Below are 21,140 nucleotides of genomic sequence, written 5' to 3'. Positions count from 1 at the left end.
ATGATTTTATGTGATGAGCTTGTTAAAATTTATAAAATGGACGATCTTGAGGTCGTTGCTTTACAGGGGCTAGATTTAAAAGTAGCAGATGGAGAATTGATGGGGATTATTGGGGCGAGTGGTAGTGGCAAATCAACATTACTTAATATGCTAGGCGGATTAGATCGTCCATCCGCTGGTAAACTGCAAATAGATGGTAAAGATATGTTACGAATGACAGAAAAAGATCTCGTGCGGTACAAGCTAGAAACGGTTGGTTTTGTCTGGCAAAACAATGCGCGGAATTTAATTCCTTACTTAACTGCTTTGCAAAACGTAGAATTGCCGATGCTAATTAAAGGAAGTAAAAAAAGGACGAGAGCAACAGAGCTCCTCGAAGCGGTTGGACTAAAGGAAAGAATGAATAATCGCTTGACCCAACTGTCGGGGGGCGAGCAGCAGAGAGTGGCGATTGCAATCGCATTGGCAAATTCTCCAAGGCTCTTGTTAGCGGATGAGCCGACAGGTAGTGTCGATTCAAAGACAGCAGATATGATCATGGATATTTTTCGAAAGTTAAATAAAGAAATGGGCTTAACTGTAGTGATTGTCACACACGATACGGAACTTGCTCAAAAAGTTGATCGTGTTGTGGCGATAAGAGATGGGAAAACGTCTAGTGAAATTTTACGAAGGATTCCATATGAAGAAATGAACGAATCATTAGCGGAAGAAGAAAAGACGCAACAGCAAAATGACTATGTCGAGCTAGCCGTGTTGGACAAAGCTGGTCGTATGCAAATACCAAGAGAATACCTAAACCAACTCGATATGAAAGATCAAAACAAAATGCAAGTCAAACTCGTCGATGGCCAGATCATCCTCACCCCTGCGAAGCAGAGGGACGGTTCTTCTGCTTCCTAAATCCGATAAGCTTACTCTAGTATCTGGATTTTAAAAATTAGTGTTAAGCAGTGTAATCGATAGAATCGCCAAACTATCATCGCAGTTTTTCGCTTCTTCGAGCATATAAAACTTGATAAAAAATCATCCCCTTCTGTTTCTCCTGTGTCTACTTTTTCTTTTTAATTAGTGACTGATATTTTTGCAATATTTCCAGTTACTTTTAAAAATTAATATGGTAAGTTAATGTAGTTAGAATCTACTAAAGAAAAGAGTGGACTGGGGTTATGAAACATATAGGGCAGATAACAGTGGTTTGTTTTGTATCGATATTATTTTTGATATTCCGCTTTTTTGGAGACGTATTAGACGTTGGATTTATAGATGGGTTATTTTTAATAAGTGTCGTTCTTGGTTGGTGGATAGGTAAGCGGTTCGACAAGAGTCGATCTGATAATGTGAGTCTACAAAAAAACATAGATGAATTAGCAAGTGAAAATAAATGTTTACAAAAAAGTAAAGAGGAATTACAACAATTATATGAAAGTATTGATATGACAATCTTTAGCTATGATAATTTAACTAATTATTTTTACGCGTCAAAAGGAGTCAAGCAGATTTTAGGTTATTCAAATAAAGAATTTTATGATGATCCAAAACTATGGAAAAAAATCATTCATCAAGATGATGTAACTATATTTGAAAAAAATCAACAACAATTATATTCAGGAATAGGTATTGAAATGAAACATCGAATTATAACGAAAAATAATGAAATCCGCTGGGTTCAGATTAAAGCAACTCCTATTCAAGATTCACTAGGAAATGTCACAAAAATTAACGGTATCCTGTTAGATATATCTGTTGAGAAGAAATTAGAGGAAAAGCTGAAACAATTAGCATACTTTGACAACTTGACGGAATTGCCTAATCGTGCAAGTCTTCAAAAACATTTGAAAAAGGTGCTCGCTCGGGCTAAACGCCATCAGTATAAAGTCACTATCGCCTTTATAGACTTGGATGGTTTTAAAAAAGTAAATGATAAGTTTGGGCATGAATCAGGAGATTTATTGCTACAAGAAGTAGCAAATAGATTAAATGATATTGTGCGAGAAGAGGACTTAATCGCGCGTATTGGCGGAGATGAATTTATTATTGTTTTTGAAGAAACGGAAAAGGTAGAAGTTGAAGGCGTTTGTAACCGAATTTTACGTGAGATATCTTCAACGTTTATGATAAACGATCATAAATTAAATATTTCACCAAGTATTGGTATTAGTATGTTCCCTACTGATGGTGATGATAGTGATACCTTAATTAAAAATGCGGATAGAGCGATGTATTTTGCTAAAAGTAAAGGCAAGAATAATTTTCAGTATTATCATCCTGATTTAATAGATCTTCCAAATAAAAAATTTGTTTTTCTCGAGAAGATCGTCAGTACTTTAAAGAAATAATTGTTTTTAGTTGCTCTCGTTATCATACCGATATAAAAAGGCTAAGCCACGACTATTAACGTATGGCTTAGCCTTTTCTTTTATCACAAGTGGCTGGGAACTATCGACACTTTGTCATTTTCGATAACTGTCCAGTTTGTTGATAGGAGAGTTCTCAATTGTCTCAATTGTTTATTTGTGAGAATTAAAGATTCGAAATTATTTTCAGCCAGTTGATAATCCCGTCCTTCTTCTAAATTAAATTTTAGAGAAAGGATCTTTTTAACCCCTAATTTTGTCAAAAACTTAATTGTGTAACCTTCTAGCATGGCAATTTTATATACCGTTTCGTTTTTTTTAACTGATTGGATAAGGTCATTATAATCAAAACTTTGGTCGATGTTTGCTAATGTGTTTATATCTTCTTTTATTACATATTCCAAGAGTTCTTCTCGGGATGTGCCTTTCGATACAAGTGTTTCTATCATAAACGCGTCCCATTGAGAGATAGCTACTGTCATAAACATCACCTTTTCATCCAAATTTAGTTGGTTTTGTTATTCGCTTAATTGAATTTCATCTACATAGTAAAGCTCATCTAAGCGTGGTGTGTAGTCGATTCGATCGCTAACACCATACCGGCCCTGTAACTGGAAGAGGTAGACAGCTGGACGCTCTTCAGCAATCACCTGCTGAATTTCTTCATACTGTGCAGCGCGCTCTTCTTCATTCATGTTATAAGCGGCATCATCTAATAGTGCGTCGACGTCTGGATTAGAGTAACTCGTAACGTTGTCTTCATAAAATAATTCAAGAATACTTCCATCGAACATATCATTTCCCCATCCGACAAGAACGCCTTCTCTCAGCTCATTGTTGAATAATCGATCAGCAAATTGACTTTGCTCGACCATTTCCATATCTGCTTCAATTCCAACCGCAGCTAGCATACCACCAACAACTTCACCAATTTCTCGATAGTAGTTATTTGCTGATATTTCTACAGTCACCCCATCTTCATAACCTGCTTCAGCTAGCAACTCTTGTGCTCTTTCAGGATCATAATCATACGTGTCATAAAGAGATTCGTCTGCACCAAAGTTTCCAGGTGTTACATGTGTCTTCGTCGGAGTTGCATTACCTTCTAAAATCTCGTCGATAATTACTTGATTATCAATTGCAAGGTCGATGGCTTCGCGAACTACTGGATCAGCAGTAGCGGCATCATCTTCCGTTGAGAGCCACAATTGAATAACGCGTTGGATCGGTTCAATCGCTGCATGTGTACCATCATTTTCATCGATGCGAGCAATATCTGCACTAGGAATATTAAAGGCAACGTCAATTCCACCAGTTAATAGTTCTGATACACGTGTAGAGTCTTCAGGAACAACTTGGAATTGAACGGTATCCCATACAGGATCATTCTCAAAGTAGTCGGCATATTTCGTCAGTTCGACGTAGTCATCTTGATTCCATTCACTGTATTCGTAAGGCCCCGTGCCAATTGGGTGTTGTAAAAATTCGTCGATACCAACTTCATCAAAGTAGTCGGCGGGTAAAATGCTAGCGCCAACTGTAGAAAGGCGACTCAATAATTGTGGATCTGGTTCGCTTGTAACTACCTCAACAGTTGTCTCATCAACGACATTGACGGAGTCAATCCCACTGAAAATTCCATGCTGTAATAATGAAGAGTCTGAAGCAAGTCTTTCTAATGAGAACTTTACATCCTCTGCGGTGAAAGAATCGCCGTTATGGAAAGTGACATCTTCGTTTAGTTGAAACTCCCATGTGACATCGTCCGTATTTTCCCAAGAAGTTGCTAAATCGGCGATGATTTCACCGTCAGCATCTCTTTTCACGAGTTTGTTATAGACATTTACTAGTACAGCAGAAGTCGTGATTACACTGTTATTATGTGGGTCAAATGTATTGATATCAGCAGGATTTGCGATAGTTAGCAATTCGTTTCCAGTTTGATTGTCTTCTTGATTAGCATTTGTTTCGTTATTTGTGGTCTCGTTATTTTCTCCACCACATGCGGCTAATAAAAATGTTGTGGCAAGGATGCCGCTTACTATTTTCAGTTTGTTTTTCATTATTAATCCTCCATAATAATTATTTTAAATTCATTGGGATACCTATTCCATTGCTTCGCTTTCCACGAAGGAGTTGAAAGTCTTTTCAACCTCAACCTGTCTTTGAAAATTAAGAATCAGGCAATGGAAAATGGCATGCAAAGCTATTCCCGTTTGCTTGTTCCTCTAATGTCGGTGTATCTCGTTTACACTTTTCTTGTGCATAAGGGCATCTTGGATGAAAGGCACACCCTTGTGGTGGATCGATTGTACTCGGTGGGTCCCCCTTTAAGACGAGACGCTCCTTTCGGTTAAACGGATCAGAAGGAGGGATAGCGTCTAATAAGGCTTTCGTATAAGGGTGTTTCGGATTGCTGAAAAGCTGCTCACGATCGGCTAGTTCAACAATTTTACCAGCGTACATGATTGCAATTCGATCACTTATATGTTTAACGGCCGGAAGCCCATGAGCGATAAAGATATAGGCAATGCCATAATTTTTTTGTAATGTTTTTAATAAGTTCAATATTTGTGCTTGAATCGATACGTCTAAAGCAGATACAGCTTCATCGCAAATAATAAGATCAGGTTTTAGCGACAGGGCGCGAGCAATGCTTAGGCGTTGTCGTTGACCACCACTAAATTCATGCGGATATCGGTTTAAGTGCTCTTTGCCAAGGCCAACTTCTTTTAGTAACTCGAGTGCTTTTTCGTTAATATTTTTATTTAAAAGTTGCTTGTGAAGTGTTAATGGTTCTGTAACAATATGTTTAGCTGTCATCCTTGGATTTAGAGAAGCATATGGATCTTGGAAAATAGCTTGAAGGTGTTTTCGCATGTCTCTATTGGATCCTTTGGATAATGTGAACAGATTTTCCCCGTGAAAAAAGACAGCTCCTTCGGTAGGTTCTTCAAGTTGAAGAATTAAATTTGCTACTGTAGACTTTCCAGATCCTGACTCTCCGACAATCCCAAGCGTCTTTCCTTTTTTTATACTGAAACTTACTCCATCGACAGCTTTTACAACAGTGGGTAATTTTTGTCGCCATTTTTTCTTCATCGGGAAATGCTTTTTTAGTTCACTGACTTCTAATAAAGCTTCATCTACTAATTTATTCATGTCGAACCCCCTCCTTTCCGGGATAGTAGCACCTCACCAGATGATTGGAGTTGGCGTGCGATTCTTCTAATTTAGGTAATTTGTCAATACATTCTGATGTAGCTCTGGCGCATCTTGGGTGAAAAGGACATCCACCAGGTTTCTTTTGCAAGTCTGGCATCGTTCCGGGAATGACTTCGAGCATTGAATCTTGGCTTTCCATCTTAGGCATCGAGCGCATAAGCCCGTTCGTATACGGGTGTTGAGGATCGGAAAAAAGGTCATAGACGCTCGCTTCCTCAACGATTTTCCCTGCATACATGACTAGCACTCGATCTGCTACATCTGCTACAACACTAAGATCGTGTGTGATCAAAATTACTCCGGTGTTTGATTTTTCATTTAAGTCTTTTATTAAATTTAGGATTTGTGCTTGGATCGTCACGTCCAATGCGGTTGTCGGTTCATCAGCAATCAACAATTTTGGATTACAGGCAATCGCAATGGCAATCATGACACGTTGTCGCATACCTCCTGATAGTTGATGTGGATAACGGTTTGCCACATTCACGGCATCAGGAGTTTCGACTTGAGTTAATAAATCAACAACTTGATCATTGATTTTCCCGCTATTCACTTTTGGGTTGTGAATACGAATCGCTTCGCTTATTTGCGATTTAATTTTAATCATCGGATTAAGAGATGACATCGGTTCTTGGAAAATCATCGCCATATCATTGCCACGAAGTTGTCGACGTTGCTTCTTTGTGAAATCGAGAATGTTCTTTCCATTGTAAAAGATTTCTCCATTAGTTACTTTTCCACCAGTCTTTAACAGACCCATAATCGATAAAGACGTGATACTTTTACCGCTACCGGATTCACCGACAATTGCGAGGATTTCTCCATCATGAACATTAAAAGAGATATCGTCGACAACGGTGATGTTTTTCTTCTTCTTTGAGATAAATTCCGTACGTAAATGTTTTACTGAAAGCAATGGTTCATCGTTATCAATTGGTTGTTCATGATTCATCTGCATCACCTCCACGTTTTAGCTTAGGGTCAAGTAAATCTCTCAGCCAATCTCCAAGAAATGTAATAGACAAGACGGTGATTGTTATTGCAATACCAGGAAACGTTGATACCCACCAACTAGTGGCGATGTAATCTCTTCCATCATTTAACATGCCACCCCACGTGATATCTGGGGGCTGAACTCCTAGTCCGAGAAAACTGAGGGAAGATTCCGTCATAATAGCAGTGGCGATCCCAATTGTTGCGACAACAGTAAAAGATGACAGGACGTTAGGTAAAATGTGTTTTTTAATGATATAGCTATTACTTGCCCCTAATGTTTTAGCTGATTTGACGAAGTCCCTCTCTTTTACACTCAAAACTTCTCCGCGAACAATCCGTGTATACTGAACCCAACTGGTCAACCCGATGACAAGAATTAACGTATATAAACCAGGTTCCATTACGATTACAACGACGAGAATAAGTAATAGCGTTGGGAGAGCGAGCAAAGCATCAACGACTCTCATAATGAGCTGATCAATCCAACTTCCACCAAAATAGCCAGAAATTAAACCTAGTAAAAGCCCAATCGAACCAGCTATTAAAACTGCGAATATACCAACCATTAAGGAAACTCTTGATCCGTATAGTAATCGACTGAAAATATCTCTGCCTAAATGGTCAGTTCCTAGTAAATATGTGCTCGTTCCCTCATCCGCCCAGGTAGGAGGGATGAGGCGTTGGGTTGCATCAATCACGAATGGGTCATGTGGAACAATCCATGGAGAAAGGATGGCAATCATACTAATCAAACCGAAGAATATAAGACCAAATAAGCCGAGTGGACTAGATGATAGCAAGTTAGTTAATCTATGTTTTGTTATTAGTGGTTTATTTTTCAACATGAGTCCTCCCTTGGCATTCTATTCTTAGGCTTTAGTCATACTTAATTCTCGGGTCCAAAAGTCGGTAAATTAAATCAGTGATTAAATTAGTAAATATTGTGATAATTGCGATCACAAAAACAATTGCTTGAACAACTGCCATGTCCCTGGCATCCATTGCACCTAAAAGTAGCCTGCCGATCCCAGGCCATGAAAACACGGTTTCAACAACGATCGTTCCACCAATTAATTGCGGGAATTGAAGGCCGATGATTGTGACCACAGGGATAAGGGCATTTAGGAAAACGTGTCTTGAGATGACAATCCACTCGATCTGCCCTTTACTTCGAGCTGTTTGCACATAATCATATTCAATCACTTCTAAAATACTTGCCCGAATCAGTCGAGTCATTTCAGCTGCTAGTGCGACCCCAAGAGTGAAAGCAGGTAACACAATGTGAGCAACAGAACCGCTTCCCGATACTGGGAATATTCGGAATGTCACTGCTAAAAATAGAATAAGCATAATCCCAATCCAAAAATTCGGCATCGCTTTTCCGATAATAGAAATGGTCGATACAAGGAAATCAATGATCGTATTCCTTTTTAATGCTGCAATAATGCCAAGAGGCACGGAAATCAGGATGGCAACCAACATAGATGACAGAGCCAATATTAGGGTTGCTCCTAATCGGTCCAAAACAAGCTCGATCGCAGGTTGATTGTAAACATAGGATGTTCCGAAGTCTCCTTGTAGCATAGATGTAATATATTGGAAGTATTGCATGTAAAATGGTTGATCAAGTCCTAAAGATGCTGCTAAAATTCTCCGGTCTTCTGGAGTTGCCGTTTCTGGTAGCATCAAGGAAACCGGGTCACCTGCTATAAATACCAATGTAAAAACGATCGTAGATAAGATTAATAGACTCGGTATAATTTGTAAGAGTGACCGTTTTAAATAATGGCTCAAAATATCACCTCATTTCGAATATAAACATTTTATGTATGATATGTTCAGTCGATTCTTTTTCCGAGAAGTCCAAAGAATTCAAAATCAACAATTTCTTTTGCAATCGTTTGTGGTGTCATTACATGAATAGAATCCGTTGTCTCATCAGAATGGAATAACCAGCGCTGCATCATTCCTTTAACTAAACTAGTTAGCATCGATGCCCTTAAGTCCTCTGTTGATTTACTTTTCAACATTCCGAGTTCTTGTGCTCGATGGATATTCCGACTGAATGCATCTTCCAAATCCTTGTTAATCTTAGAAATTAAATCAATTATTTCTTCATCTGCATCATGCCCTGTTAGGAACAAAAGCGTCATTAAATAGCGCTCTTCTTTTGCAAAGGTAAATAAATGAGTCATCAGGCTTGTAGAGGAAGCAATCATTTCATCAATTGTTCCCACATCTTTACGATATCCTTCCTGAATGACTTGGAGTAAAGCTAACTCACCTTCTTTTAAAATAGCTAATGCAATATCTTTTTTACTCTTAAAATGCCAGTAGAATGTCCCTTGGGCGACGCCTGCACGTTTTACGATGGAAGAGACTTTCGTAGCAGGATATCCGTTTGTTGCATATAGTTCTAATGCTATTTTCATTAATTGCTCTCGACGTTCGGGATGGTTTTGCATAATTCCTCCATAATAATAAAAATAGTGTCGATTGACTAGTCAGTCAGTTTTAAATAAAAAATAATTCCGATGTGATAACTATAGATTAAAAGTATTCATAAAGTCAACCATTAGACGCAGGAGTTAGTAAAAAACGATTTCCTCACCAGGAAATCGCTAGTTTACTATCATTATAGTAATCAATATTTAAATAAGACCGCAACGACTTGAAAACCTGCGCCAACGGTCCAAAAAAGGACGTAATCTCCACGTTGCAAATGACGCTTTTTGATGGCATCATTTAGTGCGAAAAATGGGCTGCTTGTTCCGGTATAACCGAATTGATCTCCTACGTATGAAATTTGACTATCAGCAAGCTTAAAATGAGCTTGGAATTTTTCGATATTACTCCAAGCAAATTGAGATAAACAATACATTTTCACGTCATTTGCGGTTAATTGCTGACGGTCTAATAGCTTTTCTATCATTGTATAAGTTGGTGGCATGCAGACTGCACCATCGAATGGAAGCCATTTAATATGGTTACTATTTCCGGTTCCTCGTAGTGACTCAGACAATCCATTCTCAGGATATTTAATTTTATCACGGTTTAGAGAATCAGTATAACTAATAGAATCGATAAAACCAGTGTCTTCAGAAGTTTTCTCTAAGATGATCGCTGCCGCTCCATCTCCATAATTAGCATAAGTAATCTCTTCGTTAGGATTACTAATTAAACTATTAAAATCTGAGCCAATAATCAAGGCTGCTTTCATATGTTCATTTGACCTCATATAATGGGATGCTTGTTCGACAGCTACAGTCATGCCAGCGCAGTTTGCATTAGAATCTAAAATAAGCGCATCTGATGAACCGTTTATCGCTTCATGCACGTAGACAGCGTTAGAAGGGAAGGTAGTTTCAGGAACTTGGGTCGAAAAAACAATCATGTCAATATCTTCACCATTCATCCCAGCTTTATCAAGTGCATGATGACTTGCATTAATCGCCATTGTCAGACCGTTTTCTTTATCGTTATTAATAATGTATCGTTTTTTTCTTCCCATATGTGTTAAGAAATTTTCAATATCTTTCCCTTGTTTCTTAAAGTGTTCAATGTAAAAATTGTTGTCTACTTCATTCTCAGGATGATAAACTGCGACTTCTTTAATCTTTATATTTTTCATGTGAAATGTTCCCCCTATCCTTCAGGTAATATTATTTAATGAACAGTTAATCGAATAAAAACAAGACTTTCAATGATGAAAGTCCTGTTTCTTTTTACTGTTATGCGGATATAACTTCTGCATTCTCAAGTTGAGTACTTTTAAGTAAACGATTCAACTGCATCTTTAAAATTGCTGATTTAATATTAAGATTTACCTTCTTAAATCCGGTTGCCTTATACATTTTAAAGGCACCTTCCATAGAAGGAATCATATCTTGATGAAGAGTACTCAAACCTGTGCAATCGATATTCAAAATATAATCGGCCACTTTAACTTTTTTTACGATATTCTCGTATTCTGACATGAAGTTTTTTACGTCTTCAGGTGAGAATGTCCCGTTTACTGTCATTTCTAATTGCTTGTTGGCATTATCTACTGTTAATACATATTTTTCTTCCATTTTCCACATCTCCTATTAAATTGTATATTAGTGAGTAACTATATGTGAGTATATTATACTGTATTCAAGTAAAATGGAAGGGGATTTATATTAAATAGTGCTAAAGCGCTATTTTAAAAAGAACCTAAGAAAATTCCTATGGTAGATTTTTTTACTGAAAATAACAATTATCTCGAAAAATAATGTTAAATAGTACTATTCGAAAAGGGAGGGTGATTTTTTGTCTGTTCTTATAATTAAAGCTCATGATTGCGCATTAGTCATTTCGCGCTTCTTGCCCATTGTTACAGATAAAACAGTAGATACATAGAAAGTATTAATATCTTCAATTGATATTAAGGATGTTAAGCCGTTTTTAAGATTAGACATATTGATACCTACCCCATAAATTATAAATGGCTGTTAAAAATAATTTAACATTTATTAACATTGAATTAATGGTCACTTAAAACTTCGAGAGTAAAGTTACGAGTAGACCGTTGTCAGTAATTGTTAACGGTAGAGGACTTTTATTAATAATAGAATTTAATCGGATTTTTTGCATGTGGCAGCTAATTATTAGAATTGTAATAAAAAGCTTGTGGCATTATATTCAAAATAACATCTTAAAATCTGAATATCTTCTTTCATTAATTAAGACTCTGATAGTAAACCTGAGGAGGATAATAATGAATAAACTATTGATGAAAAGAATTTTTAATTTACTCTTAATATTTATTTTGTTAAGTACAAGCTTTTCTAGTGTGTTTGCGAATCAAGTAAATGCTGACGAAGGCGCCATTTCTGTCGATGATGCTATTGCAAATAATAGTGGAGAAGCAACGGTAGAAGGTTATATTGTGGGTGTTATGACAGATGATTTAGAACCACCATTTACTGTAACTACTAATATAATTATTGCAGACTCACCAGATGAAACGGATAGTGCAAAATTACTTCCTGTCCAACTTCCAAATAATTCGATTAGAACGGAATTAAACTTGGAAGATAATCCAGAAAATTATCATATCAAGATCCAAATAACAGGTGACCTTGAAGCTTATTTTAGTAGGCCAGGTCTTAAAAGTCCTACTGCGTATACTATAGTAGAGGGAAGAGAAGAGGAAGAAACTAATACTATCTCTGTTAGCGATGCTATTGCAAATAATAATGGAGAAGCAACGGTAGAAGGTTACATTATTGGAACGATGACAGATGTGTTAGAACCGCCATTTTCAACGACAACAAATCTAATCCTAGCAGATTCACCAGATGAAACAGACAGTTCTAAATATATCCCTGTACAATTGCCAAATAACTTCATTAGAACAGAATTGAATTTGGCGGATAACCCAGGGAATTATCATGCGAAAATAGAAATCGTAGGAGATCTTGAAGCTTATTTCGGGAGACCAGGTCTTAAAAGCCCGTCTTCTTATACGATACTTGAAGGTGGACAACCTCCAGAACCTCATCCAGATGCGGAACTGACATCCATTGCAGAAGTTCGTGACATGCAAATTGGACGAGAAGTCATCGTTCAGGGTGTTGTGACAGCCGATAACGCAGCGATCGGAAATGGTCAACTTTCAACATATGTTCAAGACGATTCAGCAGGGATTAATATCTTTCATTTTGATCCAAGTGGTTTTCCTGAATTAGTTGAAGGTCAATTGGTTGAAGTTAGTGGTGAGATTGATGAATACAATGGGCTTTTAGAAATTATTCCTGAAGAAAATGGGATTGAAGTTTTGCAAGAAAACGTAGATATACCAGAACCGATCTCTGTAAATTTAGAAGATTTACAGAGTCCGAATACAGCAGAACCTTTGGAAGGATCTTTGGTTCATGTATCTGGTTATGTTCAGAATGTTCCGAGCAGTCCAGCAGGTGGAGGATATAACATCTCACTTGTCGATGAAGAATTCAATGGAACAACATTACGTGTCATGGAAGGTACAAATGCAATTGATTCGATTGAAGAAGGGAACTGGTATGATGTTACAGCTATTCTAAGTCAGTATAATTCTTATCAAATATTGCCAAGAAAAGCTTCAGATATTACCTTATCAGACGAACAACCAGATTCGCCAACGCCAGCTGGAGAATATACCTCTACCGTAGCGAGGGTGACTGATGGAGATACGATTGGTTTAGCAACGCCAGTTTTAGGGGCGACAAATGTCCGTTTTTTAAATATGGATACTCCAGAAACGTATCACGCAATTAATAATGAGTTAGATGCGAATCAAAAATATCACGGAGATGCAGCAACAGATTATATGAGTACACTAGTTGAAGTCGGGGATGAAGTAACATTAAAGGTCGGAGAAGAAGCGACAGATGCTTATGGACGTCTTCTTGCCCAAGTCATCACTGAGGATGGAGTAAACCTTAACCTTGAGATGGTAGAAGCCGGATATGCCTCTACGTATTTTATTTGGCCAGTCGGTAGTGAAGAAGATTATGAAATGTTCCAATCTGCACAAAGACGAGCAAAAGATGCAGAACTTGGCATATGGGATCCAGAGAATTTGTTACTGGAACAGCCATTTGTTTTCCGAGCTAGAGATCGTGGAGATACTGATTTAGCAAGATATGTAGGCCATTCAGATACGAAGAAATATGTTAATCCGAATGATTGGGAAGAAATTCCTGTTGATAAGCGGATATTCTTTGCAAGTGCGGAGGAAGCAGAAGAAAATGGATACACCGCTGTAGGGGAAGAAACAGATACAGACAAGGATGACTTGGTATCTGTTCAATTACTAAGTATGAATGACTTACACGGAAAAATTGATCAGACGTATGATTTAAGTGACGATTATGGTATTGCTGCTGCAGGACGTATGGATTATGTCTCAGCTTATTTAAAAGCACAATCTGCGTTAAATCCTAATACTTTTATTGTTCATGCAGGGGATATGATTGGCGGAAGTTCGCCAGTTGCAGCTTTATTCCAAGATGAACCAATTGTAGAAATTATGAATGAAATTGGCTTTGATTTTGGGACGGTTGGTAATCATGAATTTGATGAAGGAACAGAAGAATTAATGCGCATGATAAATGGGGGCGACCATCCTGAAGGTCTTGGAACAGAAAATTACACAGGGATGGACTTTCCAATTGTTTGTGCGAACTGCGTGGATAAGGCTTCTGGTGAAAATTTCTTGCCCCCTTATGAAATCGTAGAAGTCGAAGGAGAACAAATCGCCTTTATTGGGGTAAATACAGTACAAACATTAAACATGGTTATGCCAGAAGGTATTGAAGATATTACTTTCACAAATGAAGTAGACGCAGTAAATGATGCAGTTGAAGAGATTACAGATCAAGGTGTTGAATCGATTATTGTTCTGGCGCATATGCCAGCATCTCAATCAGGGACTTCTGCAACAGGACCTGCGGCAAATCTTGCAGAAAATGTTGATGAAGCAGTAGATATTATCTATGCAGGACATAATCATGAAATTGTCGATGCTGTAGTAAATGATATTTTAATTGTACAGGCTTTAGATTACGGAAAAGCTTTTTCAGCAGTAGATATTTACATTGATCCAGAAACTGGCGATATTGTTGATAAAGAGGCAGAAATTATTTTTGTGGATCAGAGTAAGATAGATCCAGATCCAGCGGTAACATCTATTCTAACGAAATACGAAGATTTAGTAGCGCCTATATTAAATGAAGTCGTAGGAGAAGCAGCGGTTGATATGATCGGTGACTACTCAAACGATGGGGATACACCGCTTGGCAACCTGATTGCTGATGGCATGATGTGGTCAATGGGCAGTGATTTTGCTTTAATGAATGGAGGCGGGATTCGAGATAACCTTTCTGCTGGATCAATTACTTACAATAACCTCTTCAATATCATGCCGTTTAATAATGTATTGGTAAAACTAGAGGTTACTGGTTCGGACTTAAAGGAGATAATGAATGCACAAATCTCTCCTAGTTATGGTCCAGATTATAGCATTGCAGGCTTTCACTATACGTGGAACCCTGGAACAGGAAAAGTAGTTGAAATGACACTTCCAGATGGTACGGAAATAGACGAAAACGAGACATACACACTTACGACAAATAATTTTATGGCTACGGCAACAGGTGCTAAATATTTGCCAATAAGTCAATTGGGAAAAAATATGGTAACAGGTTCTGAAGATTTAGAGGCGTTTGTAGCGTTTGTTAAAACGTTTGACGAACCTATCAACTATGTTTCAGAAGGACGAATTCTTGAAACAGATGCAGATACGCCTCCAGATGATGATGAATCAGAAGAATTATCAATTGAAGAAGTACGTTCTTCCACTATCGGTTCCGAAGTCATCGTTCGCGGTATTGTAACTTCTAATCCGGGAGCGTGGGGAAGTAAAGGTTTCTATATTCAAGATGAAACGGGAGGAACTTACGTTTACCAAGGTTCTGTAGATGTAGAACTTGGAAATGAGGTAGTTATTACAGCGACAACAGGAGAATTTAATGGTGAATTCCAGTTAACTAATCCAACAAGTATTGAAATTGTCGGTGAAGAGGAAGTTCCCGAGGCAAAAGTCGTGTCACCTTCTGAGATAAACAAAGCAAACGAAGGGCAATTAGTAGCACTTGAAGGAGTTACTATTTCTGAGTTAACGAGTGTTAACAACTTCGGGACTTTTGAATTTACAGCAACAAAAGATGGGGAGTCTGTTCTGATCCGAGTAGATAATCGCACAGGTTTAGATTATGATGGCTTCGCATTTGATAATGAAGATGTAGTTGACATTGTAGGCCTTTCTGGACAATTCAACGGTTCATTCCAATTGAAACCAAGAATGTCTGAAGATATCGCAGCAGCTAAAGTGATTATTACCAAGCCGGAAGTAACAGATCAGAAAGTGTCAGTATCAGATGAGATTGTAGGAAAAATAATAGCAGGTGGAACGTTAAAAGTAGATTTAATAGAATCTGAAGAAGCCACTGAGTTATTACTCACGAAAGAACAGATTCAATTATTAAAAGAGAAACAAGCAAACGTAGTAATTGAAAAATCGAACGTATCACTAAATATTCCGATTGCTAGTTTTGATGGTGACGAAGATTTCACGGTTGAATTCATTGAGCTTGATGCAAATGAGATTAGCGCAGAATACGAATTTAACATATACTCTGGTGAACATAAAATATCAACATTTAGTGAAGTTATCACGCTAACTTTTACAGTATCATTGGATAATGTCACTAATCCAGATGACTTGAGAGTCGTATACTACAATGAAGAAACAGAAGAATGGGAAGTAATTGGTGGTACTTATGAAGATGGTAAAGTGTCGGCTGAGACGACACACTTCAGTATCTTTACTGTCCAAGAAGTAACCACTGAAGAAGACGAAGAGCCAACAACACCAGGTGAACCAGGAGACGAAGGAACAGGAGATGGAACAGGAGATGGATCAGGAGATGGAGGAACAGGAGATGGATTAGGAGACGAAGGAACAGGAGATGGGTCTGGAGACGGAGGAACAGGAAACGGATCAGGAGACGGAGGAACAGGAGATGGGTCTGGAGACGGAGGAACAGGAGATGGGTCTGGAGACGGAGGAACAGGAGATGGGTCTGGAGACGGAGGAACAGGAGATGGATCTGAAGACGGAGGAACAGGAGATGGATCTGATAAATTGCCAGAGACAGCAACAAATATAATGACTTGGCTTTTGGTAGGTTTATTGATGACTGTATTTGCGGCATTTGTTTTAATCATTAGAAGAAAACAAAACAGATTACAACAATTGTAGCGATCAATAATTGACCGTGTTAGATCTAGTGAAACAAGTCTCTTAATTTAGTTAAATAGAGTGTTTATATTAAAAGGTCATCGTCTTTTTATACAAGAGGCGGTGACTTTTTTTACAATTTATATAGAAGACAAAGTAGCATTAAACGAGTCGATCGAAGTAACAGATATTTCGTTATAGATTCTAACGATATTATATTTTACCTTCATTCGCACTAAAAAAGACTCATTTATAATGGAAAGTGTTGATTTATAATTTCGTTTCGGTATATACTATGACTATAGTTCTAATTTTAAAGTTCTAATTTACATAATAAAGGCAATAGTTCTGAATAAATCACTAAAAATGGGTCTTATTAATTAATTTGTGCTAGTATAAAATAAATAACTGATTACAAAAAGTGTAAAGACTATTAAATACCTAATTAGCAAATGATGATATGTTATGACAGTGATAATTAATCTGACATTAAATTTTTTAAAGGCATCTGAAGAACTACTAAAAAGGAGAGTTTGTCGTATGAAGCTATGGAAAAATGGAAGCATTCGAATAAAATTATTGTCAACTTTCGGAATTGTTTTAGTTCTATTTATAGTAGGATTCGCAATAAGTTATAACCAATTACAAACAGTTGAAGAAGAAGTGAACACTTTGGAAAGGCGAGGGGAACGTGCTGCTGATGTGACTAATATTGCAGCTTTGTTTCGCGGGAAATTCATTCCAATAAGTGAATATGCTCGAACAGGTCAATTTGATGAAGAACTATTTTCTGAACAAGAGGGAAGAATGGTAGAAACGTTAAATAACTTGGAAAATAGGATGAACTCGGAACAACAGCAAGCACTCTATACTCAAATCGTAACTAATAATGACAGAGTGGATGAAATTAAAGACGAAATATTATCTACATCTACAACAAATGAGATTCTTATGAATGAATTAAATACGATTAGGGATGAATCAACTGCAGCGTCACTTGAATTATCTGAATTAGTACTTGACGACATGTATTTTGCTGGGGATCAAGCAAAAGGAGCTGTAGTTACAACAAGCTATATTTTTGTGATTTCTTTAGTTGTTGCTCTAGTTATAGGTTCAGCTTTATTTGTTTTATTCAGTAACTACCTCACTCGTGCTTTAAATCGTGTGATGGGCATGGCTGAAAATATTAGTAATGGGAATTTAAAAGTTGATAAATTAAAAGCTGACTCTACGGATGAAGTAGGTAAATTAAGTGGCTATATGAATGATATGTTAGAGAGTTTACGAGAGCTCTTATATAAAATATCGGATACGTCAGAGCAAGTTGCGGCATCTGCTGAACAGCTAACAGCAAGTGCAGAGGAAACAAGTAAAGCAACAGAAAGTATTTCCATGTCTGTGCAAGAAGTTGCCTCGGGTTCTGAACAACAAGTGGAAAGTTCAAAATACGCAACAAATACAGTCAATGAAATTTCGACTGGAATGACTGAAATTGCTAATAGTATGGAACAGGTAAATAATTCTGCTGTTACGACAAGCGGTAAGTCAGAAGAAGGTTCAAACGTGATAAATCAACTGATTACTCAAATGCAGCAAATAAATCAGAAGACAGCTTCGACTTCGAAAAGTATGGAAAAGCTAGGAGATAAGTCAAACGAGATTGGTAATATTATTTCACTTATTACAGATGTTGCAGAGCAAACAAATCTCCTTGCATTAAACGCAGCAATTGAAGCTGCAAGAGCCGGAGAACACGGCAAGGGATTTGCGGTTGTAGCCGATGAAGTTCGTAAACTAGCGGAACAATCTAGTCAATCCGCTGGGAAAATTGGTACACTCGTTGCAGATATTCAAACGGGAGTAAAGGAATCTGTTGCTTCTATGGATGATGGGAGAAAGTCGGTTGAAGAAGGACTTTCATATGGAGATAATGCTGGAGAAACATTCGCAGATATTTCCAAAGCTATTTACGAAGTAACAACGCAAGTACAAGAAGTTTCAGCGGCAGTGGAGCAAATTACTTCAAGTACAGAGTCGATGCTACATTCCGTGGAGGAGTCTGGTAAACTAGCTGAAAGTGCAGCAAGCAATACACAAACAGTTGCCGCTTCAGCTGAAGAACAAAATGCCTCAATGGAAGAAATATCAGCATCAGCAACAACGCTAAGTCAAATGGCAGAAGATCTACAAGAATCAGTCAAAAAATTTAAATTATAGAAAGTAGGAAGCTGAGGGACGGTTCTCCTGCTTCCTAATTCAGGGCGGAATTATCAGAAATAGAAGTATCATAAAAAAGTTATCGCATCGTTTTGCGGTAGCTTTATTTGGTTTTTAAAGAATGGATATGGATGTTGAAGTGTAAAGATGATTTTCAATCTTATTATTTATCTGTGTTTGCTATATATACCCAGACTGGTAGATATATACGGAATCTTCCCTTGTTAAATTAGATATATAGTGGTTTTTATAAATATACAGGTAATAGTAGAGTTATCTGTAGACTAACGTGACTTTTGTATCTGATTGCCTAAATTTATATTACAATATTGAATTTTTTGTGAACATTGTTTAATATGATATTAATTACCTAATTAGAAAGGACTATAGTTTGGTGATTACGTGGAATTTAATTTTTGAAAATTTGTAATTTTTAAACTATTTATACAGCCGACTTTTGTCCATAATTAATTGATATTTCTTTTTTATACATAATTGAATGATAGTGTATTTTGATGTTTCACTAGTCGCACATAAAATCATTTTAATATTACATAAAAGATAAATTCCTCAATCCTATAAGTGAAATGAGGAGAACTACATGAAAAATTATATTAATCGTTGGAAGTTTGGAACAAAAGTAAACTTATTAGTCATTGGAATCATACTTGGTTTTTCGATAATTATAGGATTTGTAGTACATAATGAAATTACGTCTGGAATAAAGGAAACGGCAGTCGATAAGGCACAATCAGACCTTTTATTAGGTTACCAATACGTTGATGAACGCTATCCTGGATCTTGGAATGTTCAAAACGGCTCTTTGTTTAAAGGTGATATTCAAATAAATGAGAATTATGAGATTGTTGATGACATTGGAGACATGACTGGCGGAACAGTCACAATCTTTTTAGATGATACACGTGTTACGACAAATGTTCTCATTGATGGGGAAAGAGCAATTGGAACACAAGTATCAGATGAAGTCGTTCAAAAGGTGCTAGAAAACGAAGAAGTATTTTTGGGTGAAGCAGATGTAGCAGGATCTATGTATCAAACGGCGTATCAACCGATTTATGACGATAATGGAGAAGTTATAGGTATGTGGTATGTGGGGGCTTCACAAGAGTTTATTGATTCTACGATTAGTCAGACGATGCAAAGTTTTCTCATTGTACTTGTCGTAGTACTTGTCATTTCTATTGGTATTGTTATGGTTTTCACGAATAGTGTGAAAAAAAGGCTAAATTCTGTTACAAATGCACTGGCACTTGCAGGTAAAGGGGATTTTACATCCACATTAAGTGATGCTTCTAAAGATGAAATTGGCCAATTATCTAATAGTTATAATGACATGAAAGATAACCTCGGATCGTTAATTCAAAAAGTAGCAGAAACGTCGGAGCATGTTGCGGCATCTTCTGAACAGTTATCCGCAAGTGCAGAGGAAACGAGTAAAGCGACAGAAAGCATAGCGTCGGCTATTCAAGAAGTGGCTTCTGGATCGGACAAACAAGTTGACAGTATAAATCAAGCGACTAATACGGTAAATGACATTTCTAGTGGAATGGAACAAATTGCAGGTAATATGGAGCAGGTAAACAGGTCTGCTGTTACGACAAGTGAAAAATCTTCCGAAGGTTCACTTGTCATTAATCAAGTTGCGAATCAAATGCAACTGATAAACGATAAGACAAATTCAACCGCGATAAGTGTGGAACAGCTAGGTGAAAAATCAAATGAGATTGGTAAAATTATTGGCCTAATTACAGATGTTGCAGAACAAACGAATCTCTTAGCTTTAAATGCTGCAATTGAAGCAGCTAGAGCAGGTGAATATGGTAAAGGATTTGCGGTTGTAGCGGATGAAGTAAGGAAATTAGCTGAACAATCTAGTCAGTCGGCAAGTCAAATTGGTTCACTTTTAGAGGATGTTCAAAAAAGTATTAAAGACTCTGTTTCCTTAATGGGTGAAGGTAGTAAGTCAGTAAAAGAAGGTATAATCTTTGTTGACAATGCGGGAAAAACATTTGAAGATATATCACAATCTGTTACTGGCGTGACAACACAAGTGCAAGAAGTGGCAGCGGCTGTTGAGGAAATCACTTCAAGTACAGAATCAATGTTAACCTCTGTTAAAGAATCTGAAAAAATAGCAGAAAGTGCTGCAAGTAATACACAAACCGTCGCCGCTTCTACGGAAGAGCAAAATGCATCAATGGAAGAAATATCATCTGCATCAGAAACGCTGAGTCAGATGGCAGAAGATCTGCAAAAATCAGTAGGGAAATTCAAAATATAGAAAATTTATAGCCGTTTTTTCAAAGGATTCAATCAAAATTTCCACCGAATTAAAATGACCTGAATATGAGCTATCGCTCACGTTCAGGTCGTTTTGTAGTATCAAGTGTTGTTCAGGAGTATAGGTCAACAAAGAAGGGATACTGCACTTTATAGTATATGGCCCTTATCGTATTTATGGAGTCTTGTGATAGATCGTTGACAACTCCTCGGTTTAGTAATGGAATTTTCAT

13 protein-coding genes and 2 pseudogenes are annotated in these 21,140 nt (G+C 37.3%); 6 read left to right on the top strand and 9 right to left on the bottom strand.

The window, feature by feature from the left end:
• Together ACM26V_RS13715 and ACM26V_RS13710 are read left to right on the top strand one after the other, a co-directional pair.
• Entirely contained in the window at window positions 1-903 is a 903-nt protein-coding gene (locus ACM26V_RS13715; protein ID WP_416147275.1) for an ABC transporter ATP-binding protein, read from the top strand.
• 266 nt (window positions 904-1,169) lie between these two features.
• A complete protein-coding gene (locus tag ACM26V_RS13710; protein ID WP_416147274.1) occupies window positions 1,170-2,339 on the top strand; it encodes a diguanylate cyclase domain-containing protein in 1,170 nt (389 codons plus the stop codon).
• 83 nt (window positions 2,340-2,422) lie between these two features.
• On the opposite strand, the gene ACM26V_RS13705 is transcribed toward ACM26V_RS13710, so the two are convergent.
• The 9 genes from ACM26V_RS13705 to ACM26V_RS13665 all read right to left on the bottom strand — a co-directional run bounded on the left by ACM26V_RS13705 (window position 2,423) and on the right by ACM26V_RS13665 (window position 10,651).
• The gene (locus ACM26V_RS13705; RefSeq protein ID WP_416147273.1) at window positions 2,423-2,845 is read right to left on the bottom strand and encodes a hypothetical protein; all 423 of its coding nucleotides are present in this window, start codon (window positions 2,843-2,845) and stop codon (window positions 2,423-2,425) included.
• Window positions 2,846-2,875: 30 nt separating this feature from the next.
• Window positions 2,876-4,420 (bottom strand): ABC transporter substrate-binding protein, encoded by a 1,545-nt coding sequence (locus ACM26V_RS13700; protein ID WP_416147272.1) that lies wholly within the window; start codon window positions 4,418-4,420, stop codon window positions 2,876-2,878.
• 109 nt (window positions 4,421-4,529) lie between these two features.
• The gene (locus ACM26V_RS13695; protein WP_416147271.1) at window positions 4,530-5,519 is read right to left on the bottom strand and encodes an ABC transporter ATP-binding protein; all 990 of its coding nucleotides are present in this window, start codon (window positions 5,517-5,519) and stop codon (window positions 4,530-4,532) included.
• Window positions 5,512-6,534, bottom strand: coding sequence for an ABC transporter ATP-binding protein (locus ACM26V_RS13690; protein WP_416147270.1), 1,023 nt, complete (start codon window positions 6,532-6,534; stop codon window positions 5,512-5,514). The genes ACM26V_RS13695 and ACM26V_RS13690 overlap by 8 nt, the downstream gene beginning before the upstream one ends.
• Entirely contained in the window at window positions 6,524-7,423 is a 900-nt protein-coding gene (locus ACM26V_RS13685; protein ID WP_416147269.1) for an ABC transporter permease, read from the bottom strand. The genes ACM26V_RS13690 and ACM26V_RS13685 overlap by 11 nt, the downstream gene beginning before the upstream one ends.
• 31 nt (window positions 7,424-7,454) lie before the next feature.
• Window positions 7,455-8,372 carry an ABC transporter permease gene (locus ACM26V_RS13680; protein ID WP_416147268.1) on the bottom strand — a complete coding sequence of 306 codons (918 nt, stop codon included), beginning with the start codon at window positions 8,370-8,372 and terminating at the stop codon, window positions 7,455-7,457.
• A 44-nt stretch (window positions 8,373-8,416) separates the two neighbouring features.
• Entirely contained in the window at window positions 8,417-9,043 is a 627-nt protein-coding gene (locus ACM26V_RS13675; RefSeq protein WP_416147267.1) for a TetR/AcrR family transcriptional regulator, read from the bottom strand.
• 179 nt (window positions 9,044-9,222) lie between these two features.
• Window positions 9,223-10,209 (bottom strand): ketoacyl-ACP synthase III, encoded by a 987-nt coding sequence (locus ACM26V_RS13670; RefSeq protein ID WP_416147266.1) that lies wholly within the window; start codon window positions 10,207-10,209, stop codon window positions 9,223-9,225.
• A gap of 100 nt (window positions 10,210-10,309) precedes the next feature.
• Window positions 10,310-10,651 (bottom strand): hypothetical protein, encoded by a 342-nt coding sequence (locus ACM26V_RS13665; RefSeq protein ID WP_416147265.1) that lies wholly within the window; start codon window positions 10,649-10,651, stop codon window positions 10,310-10,312.
• A 542-nt stretch (window positions 10,652-11,193) separates the two neighbouring features.
• On the opposite strand from ACM26V_RS13665, the pseudogene ACM26V_RS13660 reads away from it, so the two are divergent.
• From ACM26V_RS13660 to ACM26V_RS13645, 4 genes and pseudogenes are all read left to right on the top strand, one after another.
• Window positions 11,194-11,676, top strand: a pseudogene (locus ACM26V_RS13660) (DUF6359 domain-containing protein); the annotation flags it as partial.
• 87 nt (window positions 11,677-11,763) lie between these two features.
• Window positions 11,764-15,462, top strand: a pseudogene (locus ACM26V_RS13655) (5'-nucleotidase C-terminal domain-containing protein); the annotation flags it as partial.
• Between the two features lie 1,464 nt (window positions 15,463-16,926).
• On the top strand, window positions 16,927-18,606 hold the full coding sequence (locus tag ACM26V_RS13650; protein WP_416147264.1) for a methyl-accepting chemotaxis protein: 1,680 nt from the start codon (window positions 16,927-16,929) through the stop codon (window positions 18,604-18,606).
• Between the two features lie 601 nt (window positions 18,607-19,207).
• Window positions 19,208-20,908 (top strand): methyl-accepting chemotaxis protein, encoded by a 1,701-nt coding sequence (locus tag ACM26V_RS13645; RefSeq protein ID WP_416147263.1) that lies wholly within the window; start codon window positions 19,208-19,210, stop codon window positions 20,906-20,908.
• Window positions 20,909-21,140 lie beyond the last annotated feature (232 nt).

Origin of the sequence: Salipaludibacillus sp. HK11, from assembly GCF_047795645.1 — a bacterium.
Classification (GTDB): Bacteria; Bacillota; Bacilli; order Bacillales; family Salisediminibacteriaceae; genus Salipaludibacillus.
Note: the sequence above shows the minus strand (reverse complement) of the source record. Positions and strands in the feature narration are given on the sequence as shown.